Annotated in this window: 8 protein-coding genes and 1 pseudogene; 5 read left to right on the forward strand and 4 right to left on the reverse strand. The window is 61.7% G+C overall.

What is annotated here, in order from left to right:
• Positions 1–313, forward strand: a 313-nt coding sequence (locus tag BLW84_RS45540; protein WP_143061383.1) for an integrase core domain-containing protein, incomplete at its 5' end; no start/stop codon positions are given.
• A gap of 861 nt (positions 314–1,174) precedes the next feature.
• Here the strand turns inward: BLW84_RS45540 and BLW84_RS45545 are convergent.
• On the reverse strand, positions 1,175–2,152 hold the full coding sequence (locus BLW84_RS45545; protein ID WP_143061384.1) for a hypothetical protein: 978 nt from the start codon (positions 2,150–2,152) through the stop codon (positions 1,175–1,177).
• A gap of 72 nt (positions 2,153–2,224) precedes the next feature.
• Between BLW84_RS45545 and BLW84_RS45550 the strand changes: the two genes are divergently transcribed.
• The 4 genes from BLW84_RS45550 to BLW84_RS45565 all read left to right on the forward strand — a co-directional run bounded on the left by BLW84_RS45550 (position 2,225) and on the right by BLW84_RS45565 (position 7,677).
• On the forward strand, positions 2,225–2,962 hold the full coding sequence (locus BLW84_RS45550; RefSeq protein WP_093278929.1) for a hypothetical protein: 738 nt from the start codon (positions 2,225–2,227) through the stop codon (positions 2,960–2,962).
• A 121-nt stretch (positions 2,963–3,083) separates the two neighbouring features.
• Positions 3,084–4,508, forward strand: coding sequence for a ParB N-terminal domain-containing protein (locus BLW84_RS45555; protein WP_093278931.1), 1,425 nt, complete (start codon positions 3,084–3,086; stop codon positions 4,506–4,508).
• A complete protein-coding gene (locus BLW84_RS45560; RefSeq protein WP_093278933.1) occupies positions 4,505–6,319 on the forward strand; it encodes a DEAD/DEAH box helicase in 1,815 nt (604 codons plus the stop codon). Before BLW84_RS45555 ends, BLW84_RS45560 begins: the two co-directional genes overlap by 4 nt.
• A 134-nt stretch (positions 6,320–6,453) precedes the next feature.
• Entirely contained in the window at positions 6,454–7,677 is a 1,224-nt protein-coding gene (locus BLW84_RS45565; RefSeq protein ID WP_093278935.1) for a DNA cytosine methyltransferase, read from the forward strand.
• Here the strand turns inward: BLW84_RS45565 and BLW84_RS45570 are convergent.
• The 3 genes and pseudogenes from BLW84_RS45570 to BLW84_RS45580 all read right to left on the reverse strand — a co-directional run.
• Positions 7,648–8,109 (reverse strand): very short patch repair endonuclease, encoded by a 462-nt coding sequence (locus BLW84_RS45570; protein WP_093278937.1) that lies wholly within the window; start codon positions 8,107–8,109, stop codon positions 7,648–7,650. The genes BLW84_RS45565 and BLW84_RS45570 overlap by 30 nt on opposite strands.
• A gap of 202 nt (positions 8,110–8,311) precedes the next feature.
• A complete protein-coding gene (locus tag BLW84_RS45575; protein WP_093278939.1) occupies positions 8,312–8,593 on the reverse strand; it encodes a hypothetical protein in 282 nt (93 codons plus the stop codon).
• A 103-nt stretch (positions 8,594–8,696) separates the two neighbouring features.
• Positions 8,697–8,992 (reverse strand): annotated as a pseudogene (locus BLW84_RS45580) (IS481 family transposase); the annotation flags it as partial.

Below are 8,992 nucleotides of genomic sequence, written 5' to 3' on the forward strand. Positions count from 1 at the left end.
CGCGGTCTTTCATTCCGACCGTGGCTCGCAATACACCTCCACCGAGTTCCGTGCCACGATCGCCGGTCTGGGCGTGCGACCGTCGGTAGGCAGGGCCGGGTCGTGCTACGACAACGCGGTCGCGGAGTCGTTCTTCTCCACGCTCAAAGCCGAAATCGGCACCACCGTGTGGGCCACCCGAGAAGACGCCCGGCGGGACGTCTTCTCCTACCTCGGCTACTACAATTACGACCGTCTACATTCGACACTTGATCACCGAACACCCCACGAAACGCGCGTCAGCTATCGTCAAGACCACGCCCTCGTGGCATGAAACCCCGGTGTCCGGTCTTCGGGGGCAACCTCACACCTAGTGGCATGCCGGCACAAGCTGACGGCATGCCACAGAGGGCGCCCTCTGACGTGGCGAGCAGCGTCTTGAGCTTCGGGCCGAACGGGCCGGCTCACGTGAAAGGCCTGGTCTCGGCGCAGATCGCAATCCAGGCCTTCACCTCCAGCGGCCTCTGCCCTACATGCGGATGGTCAGCAGCCTGGGAACCATATGGAAGGTGGTCGCGAGGAGTACCAGGCACACGAGCGCCGCCAGGATGAAGACCAGGAGGACGAGCGCCGACGGAACCGTTTAGGGCTGCCCAGGCGGCGGTCAATCAGGCCCACCACCGCGACAGGCCAGGCGGGATCTTCGTCAGGGTTCCCGCGCGTAGGAGGAGTGGCTTCGGGCACGCAGATCTCCATGTCATGTGTCGTGTCGTGCTTGGGACTTGCCTTTCCCGCCCCGAGACACCGGGCGGGAAGGTTTGTACGAGCGCTCATGAGAACGCAATCACGCATCGCCGCCATATCTGCTCAAAATCGGATGCACTCGAGATCCGCAACATGAGCTGTGGGCGGGGCATACCTAGCATGACGTGCTTGCTTGGCTCTGCGGCAAGCACGTAGAAGACGTGGATTCGCATGGGGACTCGACGTCAGCACCCTCCTGGTCAAGATCGGTGACACGAACAGACGCTGCCCTCGGCAGCGGCGATCAGGCGTATCGGTCGCATTCGTGGCGGTGGTCACTTTAATTTGGTCTTGATCTGTCTCCTTGGGGTCTGGTACGTGCTGTCGAGGAATGTCTTCCTGCTCGGTGTTGCCAGGCAAGGGATCTCAGGCAGGTGCGGACCTTCGCTGGCTAGTCGATAGTCCGGCTTGTCGACGTTCCTCTCAGGGCGGCGCACATCGCCTTGTTGGAGTCTGGAATCAGTCCGCAGTGGTTCAGTGCGAGCGCGAATCGAAGGACATCGCTGTGCGGGCGGGCGCGACCGAAGGACTGGATCAAGGCCTCCGCCAGCGTATGTTCGTCCCGTTGGCGGAACTCCACGATGCACGCGGCGCATCCCGATGGCCCCAGCAGCTCGGGAAGCTCTCTGATGAGGGTGAGCGTGTCTTCGTGGCGGTTGCGGCGAAGCATCTTGATTACTGCGTCCGCTGCGATGTGCTTCTTGTTCCTCGTCGGCGTACTCTGCGCCAGCAGGGGCGCACCCACGCTCCTCTGCCGGTCCCGTGCAAAGTTGAGACCGGCAGAGAGTTTTGCGGTCTCATTGGGAGTGGCGGCCTGCCTGGTTTCCTGGGTCGCTTCGGCGTGGGCGGCAGTCTGCAGCTGGAGCAGTTCGTCGAGGCTAACGCCCACGCTGCCGGAGTCTTGAGTAGCAGCGCGGTGCAAGGTTCGCAGGAATCCCTTGCTGGGGACGATTTTCCCGTTGCGATACCGGGACAGCTGGCTGATGGAGAGCGGGTGGTCGGCGGCTAGGCGCTGACGGAAGCCATCCAGGGTCGGCGCAGGCGCCTCGAGCAGCGAGCAGAGATGCCGGATCGCGTTGGCGAGTTTGGCGCGTGCGGGCTTGCTGTTGATGGGACGTCTCCTCTCTTGGAAAACGCAGCGCAAAGTAAGCGTCCGGCGCTGGAGCCGGACGCGTCGGGCAAGTGTACCGAGCGCTACGTGATCGACACCCAACCAGATGACCACGGTCTCGATCGGGTTGTCAAGCGGGGGTGCCGCTTCGCGGGTGTCGACGCAGGATTGCGCAAACTCGGGAACTGCTGGACATTCCTGGGCGATCGGTGTCTCCTGGGGAAGGAAGATCGCTGGGGGTGTCAACGCGGGGCTCACGGGAGCGCTACGGTAAGACATCAGCTACCCCTGACTGGTTGTCACTGTGTTGTGTATGACGAGGAGGGCTCAATGACGCTGCCGTCGTGGCAGGATCCGAAGCTCGGGAGCATGGTCAGAGCGGCGCTCTGGTTGGAGTCCGAGGTTGGCGAACGCAATATCTTCACCAAATCCCGGTTGCGCGAAGCTTTTCCGGATGTGTCCCAGATCGATCGGCGGATCCGTGATCTGCGTGACTACGGATGGCAGATCGATACCAAGCGGGAGGACCCGTCTCTCCGGCAGGAAGAGCAGCGGTACACGAAGAAAGGAGCCGAAGTCTGGCTCCCCGAACTGCGTGCGAAGGCGAAGCCGAAGGAGAAGACGGGTCTGACGGCTGCGCAGCGCACGAAGGTCATGTCAGACGACGGCTTCTTGTGCAGATCGTGTGGTGCGGCGGCCGGCGACTTGTACGAGGACGGGGTTTCCAGCGTTCAGCTGGACATTGCGCGCAAGCAGATCAGGCTTGCCGATGGGACCGAAGAGGTGCAGCTTGTCACGGAATGCAACCGGTGCCGGGTCGGCGGACGCGGGAAGGTCGTTGACCTTGGTGAAGTGATCGCCGATGTCGCATCGCTTTCACCGCTGGAGTTCGAGGTTTTTACTACCTGGCTGGAGCGTGATCGCCGGACCTTCAGCACCCTGGAGAAGTTGTGGGCCACTTACCGGACCTTGCCTGGGGAAGCTCGCGCGGAGGTCAAGAAGGCCGTCGGCGGTAAGGGGGCCGGCGACAGGGAAGCTAGCGGGCCTGCCGACGGCAGGCTTTGGTGATCATTGGTCTTCCGTATCTACTCAAGCCGACCGGAACACGGGCTTGGCGGCCAGAAGCCGGCAAGCCCGCGCTTGACAAGCTGTTGCATTCAAGTAAGCAATTCAAAGGAACGGAGCGAACATGGTGCGGGATTACCCGCTGCCGCCGACCGCGGCCGAGATCAGTGAGCTGATCAAAAAGCGGCTTGCGGAAGCTACCGCTTCCAGCGGCGCCCGTGAGACGGTGACCGTTGAGTGGAACCAGCAGCCGTTGCACGTCGAGGTGATCGACGTGCCGCTCAGCTATCTCTACTTCAACCCGGCGACACACCGGATCCGCGCGCAGCGAAGCCATGATCCCGACCAGGACCGGGCCCTCACTGAGGACCCGTACAGCGCAGAAAGCCAGGACTACCTGGCCTTCCTGCTTCAGGCGGAGCCGGCGGATCCGAACCGACGCGACCAGGACTTTGAGCAGCTCAAGGAAAGCCTCAAGGATTTCGGGCAATCAGATCCGGGCCTCGTGACGCACCACGGCGTCCTTGTGAACGGAAATACCCGTGCTGCGGCCTTACGTGAGCTTGGCCGTCAGTCCATGCGTGTCGGCGTTCTCCCGGAGTCGTTCACGTGGGCGGATATCAACGCGGTCGAGCTGTCGCTGCAGCTTCGGCCCGATAAGCGGCGTGATTACTCCTACATCAACAAGTTGTTGGCGATGGAAGAGCAAGCGGCTTTGGGGAAGACTAAAGAGGTCATTGCTAAGGAGTTCCATGTCCGGGTGTCGACGGTAGAGCAGGGACGGTGGATTCTTGGTGAGATCCGTGAGCAGATCGAACGCAGCAAGAAGGATGGCAGTCCAGGCTTGCGGCTTATCGACTTCGAAGATGATCAGGAAAAGTTCAAGGAACTGCACCGAGCCTGGGATACAACTCGGGCGAAGGGCCCAGCCCAGGCCGACGCGCTCAAGGAGCTCAGGCTAGCGGCCATCACGCTCGATTTCGCAAAGACGGACGTGCGGCTTATCGAGAACGGAGCTTTCCACGAGGAGTACCTGAAGAAGTGGCTGCCGGAAGGATTCGACTCGGCGAGCACCCACTCTGATGAGCTGGCCGTCCCGGGGTTGGGAGTCTCCCTGCCAAGCGAGCCAGATGCGCTTGCTGTCGCGCGCAAGATCAATGACGAAGTGCTGCGTGTCAAAGCGGAGATGAAGGCAGCCACCGGGGTATCGGTTGAAGAGAAGAAGCAAGCCGGCGATCGGTTCCTCCAGGTCAAAGACGCTTTTGACCGGGCACTTGACCAGGCAGGTCGCGACTCTCGCATTCGTAAGCGGAAGCAGTTGGCTCCGGCACGGCTCGCAGACGCCTGTGCAGACATCGACCAGTGCGTAGCTGATCTCGTGCAGGCACGTGCTGCGAACGCTCTGGACGAAAACGCCTTCGACGAAGCGGTGGTGAACCTGAGGGAAAGCCTCCGCAAGCTTGCACGCCAGGCCGGCCGTGGCATTGCCTATCCCGGTGAGGGTGTCACCTGGCTGATCGAAGCGGTGTCCGATGAGGACGCCTCATGACTGACACCGGCGCTGGATCCTCCCTATATCTCGGGTTCGATGACACCCGCGCGAGGGTAGTGCTGAGGACCGGCGAGAAGTTCCGCGACGATCTTGTCCAGCTGGCAGCCCGGTTCCCGACCTGGGCCCAGCTCGGCCCACTGGCCATCAGTGTCGACCTGGATGACCTGCTCGGTCGTCTGAAGCTGATCAGCGGATGGCCGGATCACACCGGCGTGGAGTGGGAGCCTGAGCTCGCAGAGCTCGTGCGGGGAAACCTGCAGGACGCTGCCACGGTCAAGTCCAGGTTGGACACCACCAAAGCAGTGGAAGAGCTTGGCGCAGCCGAAGTGCTTGCATCGCTCGGAGGCGACTGGATAGGGGATCTCAGAGCGTTTCAGCTGCGGGATGTCGCCAAGTTGCTTTCTCTCCACCATGGTGCGAACTTCAGCGTGCCCGGTGCAGGTAAGACACGCGTCGCGCTGGCGGTCTACGCTGCCCAGCGCACGGCGGGCAAGGTTCGTCGCCTGCTGGTCGTATGCCCTAAGTCTGCATATGAATCATGGCAGTTCGAGACGGGTGCGTGCTTCCGGAAGCCTCTGCGAACGGATGTTTTCGAGCGCAGTCCTGACGGATGGGCTGAGGTCCTGATAGTCAATTATGAGCGACTGGATCGTTCACTGGCTGCGCTTGCGGGGTGGCTTCAGGAGGCGCCTTCGATGATCATTCTTGACGAGGCGCACCGCATGAAGCTTGGCAGCCGCGGGACATATGGTGCGGCCTGCATGGCACTTGGTCCGCTTGCGCGGCGACGGCTGATTCTCACCGGTACGCCGGCACCGAACGGAGCCAAGGACTTGGAGAGCTTGCTGGGCTTTGTCTGGCCAGGGTACGGACATCGGACAGTGGCCACTGCGGTAGACGGCGGTGACCTCGCGTACGCCAGCAGCGTCCTGCGCCCTTTGTTCACGCGGACGACGAAGCAGGAGCTCGGGCTCCCAATGGTGGATTCCAAGGTTCGATACGTGGACATGCCGCCGTTGCACCGGGAGATATACGACTCCCTGGTGGGCGGTCTGTCGGGAATCACGTCACGAGACGACCTGAGCTCGCTCGGTAGGACGGCTCTGCGGCTGCTGATGGCTGCTACGAGCCCCGCATTGCTGCTTGAGGCCGCGAGCAAGCACGAACCCCTCGCGTATCAGCTTCCGCCGCTGGAGATCCCGCGGAACGATTCCATGTTTGAGCTTCTGCAGAAGCTCCCGAGTTACGAGCTGTCGCCCAAGTACCAGGAAGCCGCTGCCATCGTTGCCGAGAATGCGGCAAATGGCCGCAAGACGCTGGTGTGGACGACATTTGTCCGGAGCCTCACGACACTGCAGAAATTGTTGGCGAAGTACCAGCCTGCGGTGGTGCACGGCGGCACCCTTGACCGGGAAGATCAGCTGCGACGCTTCCGGAACGACCCGAACTGCATGGTCCTGGTGTCAAACCCGGCCACCCTCGGGGAGGGGATCTCCCTGCACCAGGTCTGCCATGACGCGGTGTACGTCGACCGGGACTTCATGGCCGGCCGCTTCCTGCAAAGCCTCGACCGCATCCACCGTCTCGGGCTTGACCCCGAAACCGAGACCAGGGTCACAGTACTCGCCGTTCGGAACTCGATCGACATCACAGTGGAGGAACGCCTTACGCAGAAGCTCGAGTTCATGGGCAAGATCCTTGACGATCCATCGGTGCAGCAGCTATCCGATCTCCAGGAGGAGCCTTCGGTCGCCGGCGGGCTCGACGCCAGCGACGTTCGCGCCTTGCTGCGACACATGGAGAACTAGTGGGAGGCAAGAACTTGGCGGCCGGGCTTATCGAGGGTCCGGCCGCTACGTAGTGTGTCTCTCAGTACGTGGATGGCGGGGTTGCGCCATCTGCGACACTTGAGCGTCGTTTGCGTGAGACAGAAGGAGTGCCGATGGGCGCCAGCGTCGGCAGTGGCAGCTTGACCTCAGTGGAGATCTGTGCAGGTGCGGGAGGTCAGGCGGTCGGCCTGCACAAGGCTGGCTACGCACACAGGGCGCTCGTCGAGATCGACCCACATGCCGCTGAGACACTCCGTTCGAATGCACGTCGCCTGAATATCAGCTCTGGCAAAGTGATCGAAGACGATCTTAATAGCTTTGTCGAGCTTGGGCTTGACGAATTTCGTGACAAATTTGGAATCGAGCAGGGTGAGCTTGACCTCTTGGCTGGAGGTGTCCCCTGCCCTCCTTTTTCTTTGGCAGGTAGGCAACTTGGGAGGGATGACGAGAGGGATCTCTTCCCTGCAATGTTGGAGTTGGTGGGAAAGCTTCGCCCCAAGGCTGTCATGATCGAGAACGTCCGAGGTCTTCTTGAGCCTCGTCACAAGTTTTCCTCTTATCGGAAACAAATTCTCGATCAGCTGAGGGATGAGTACGATGTTGCAGAGGAAGGTCTGGATCTCGATCGGTCGTGGAGAATTTTAGAGGCGCGCGACTTCAGGGTTCCGCAATTGCGCCCCCGTGCTATTCTCGTAGCTATTCGCAGAGACGTTCTTCAACCCGGTACTGAATTTGTCTGGCCGGTGGCGTCAAGCCTGGGCGTGGTCAGCGTTTTCGAGGCGTTGCACAAGACGATGAAGCAGCGTTTCTATGAGCATGGCGAAGAAGGAAAGAAGGCTTTCGCTAGGTGGAAGGCAAAAGCTAAGAGTGCGCAGCGCCATGACAAGAGCAACGCGGTCGCGCCAACGTTGGTGGGAGGATCAAAGAAGCACGGGGGCGCTGACCTGGGGCCGACGCGGGCAAAGCGCGCTTGGGCGGAGCTGGGGATCGACGCGATGGGGGTCGCGAATGATCCGCGTCATTGCGTCCCCGATCGGGACCTGTTCCGCGAAACGGGGCCGATGCTGACTGTAGAGCAGGCGGCGATCATTCAGGGGTTCCCGCGTGACTGGGAATTCTCGGGAGGCAAGACTGCTCGGTACCGGCAGGTAGGGAATGCTTTTCCTCCGCCTGTTGCTGAAGCTGTCGGCAGGGCCATTGCTGCGGTGCTTCGACCAGAGTTGCGGGATCAACTTCTGGTTGACCTTGAAATGGAGAATGGGATTTCGTCTAGAGGGCTGGATTCGATTCAGCTCGACATATTCAGGTCAGTCGGTTCCGAGCCTGTTCCTGCGTGAGGTAACTCGTTTCACTATCTGGTGAACGCAGTGTTCTGGCGGCTCGTGCTCCCAGAATCGGAGGACGAGCCACCCGGCTTCAGTGAGCGCCTGGTCGGTGTCCCGGTCGCGCGCAATGTTGCGTGCGACTTTGTCTGACCAGTAGCCAGGGTTTAGTTTTGGTGCTTTGTAATGTTCAGGGCAGCCGTGCCAGTAGCAGCCATCGATGAAGACAGCCACTCTTGAGGGTCGGAAGACCATGTCGGCGGTACGCCGAAGATCTGGCAATGGACGTGCGCAAACCCGGTAGCGCAATCCCCGCGCGTGCACGAGTCGCCGTATTAACCGTTCAGGCGTCGTGTCGCGATTCCGGATGGCTTGCATGTTCCGTCGGCGCCCAGCGGAAGAAGCCCAGGAGCCATCGGGCAATGTCCGGTCGGCATCGTCAGCCATGACTTGAAGGGTAGCGCCCGTAAGTCTGGCGTTCGTCCCAGCGGGGTGCCGGTGACCGGGCGCGCGGGGTCGGGGGGAGGTCGCGCCCGGTCACCGGGGTGGGCCGGTGCGGGTGGGTTTGGGGGAGGTCGCCGCACCGGCCCTGTTCGGGGTCTCGTGAGTGGTTTGGATTGCTCTAGCGCTCCAAAGCACTCACGAGCGGTTACGGGTGCAGGTGGTGGCGTCCGGTGGGTTCGTCGGGGTCGGTGGTGGGGAATTTTGGTGGTATGTGGGGATGTTCGTGTTCCGGCCCGTGCTTGTCTGCCGCTTCGCGGGTTTCGGCTTCGATGTCGGCTATGAGGTGCCAGACCGTGTAGGCGCCTTCGCCGCCTCCGGCGTGCTGGCCTGTGGTGAAGGCGATGGCTCGGGCGGGGATCTGGGTGGTGAGCATGGCGAGGATCAGCAGGTTGAACAGGACGAACGTGCTGAGCTGGATCCAGAACACTGGTTTCTCCCTGTTGTTGATGTTTTCGCTGGTCAGTGGTCGTGAGTGGTTGTGGTTGCTCTAGCGGCCTGTCATGTCTCAGGACCTCACGGACAGTTTTGTCTCATGACGTCGTGGACAGTTTTGGTGTGAGTCGTTGGTAGCGGACGCTGCGGTCCAGTGTCAGCGTCCGCACGACCGTGTCGCCGATCATGATGCTGACGCGGTCGCCTTGCCAGTAGACGGTAGCGGTCTGTGCGGCCCAGCAGCGGCCGATGATGATCGAGCAGCCGGAGAAGGCGACCACGCCGGTGCTGGTGACCGGCCGCTGGGTGACACCGGCGTGCTGCTGCACGGGCCCGGATGGTGTCGCTTTGGTGGCCGCGTCGTAGCGCTGCTGAGGTGTCTGGCCACCGATGC

Origin of the sequence: Saccharopolyspora shandongensis, from assembly GCF_900106995.1 — a bacterium.
In the GTDB taxonomy this organism is placed as follows: Bacteria; Actinomycetota; Actinomycetes; order Mycobacteriales; family Pseudonocardiaceae; genus Saccharopolyspora; species Saccharopolyspora shandongensis.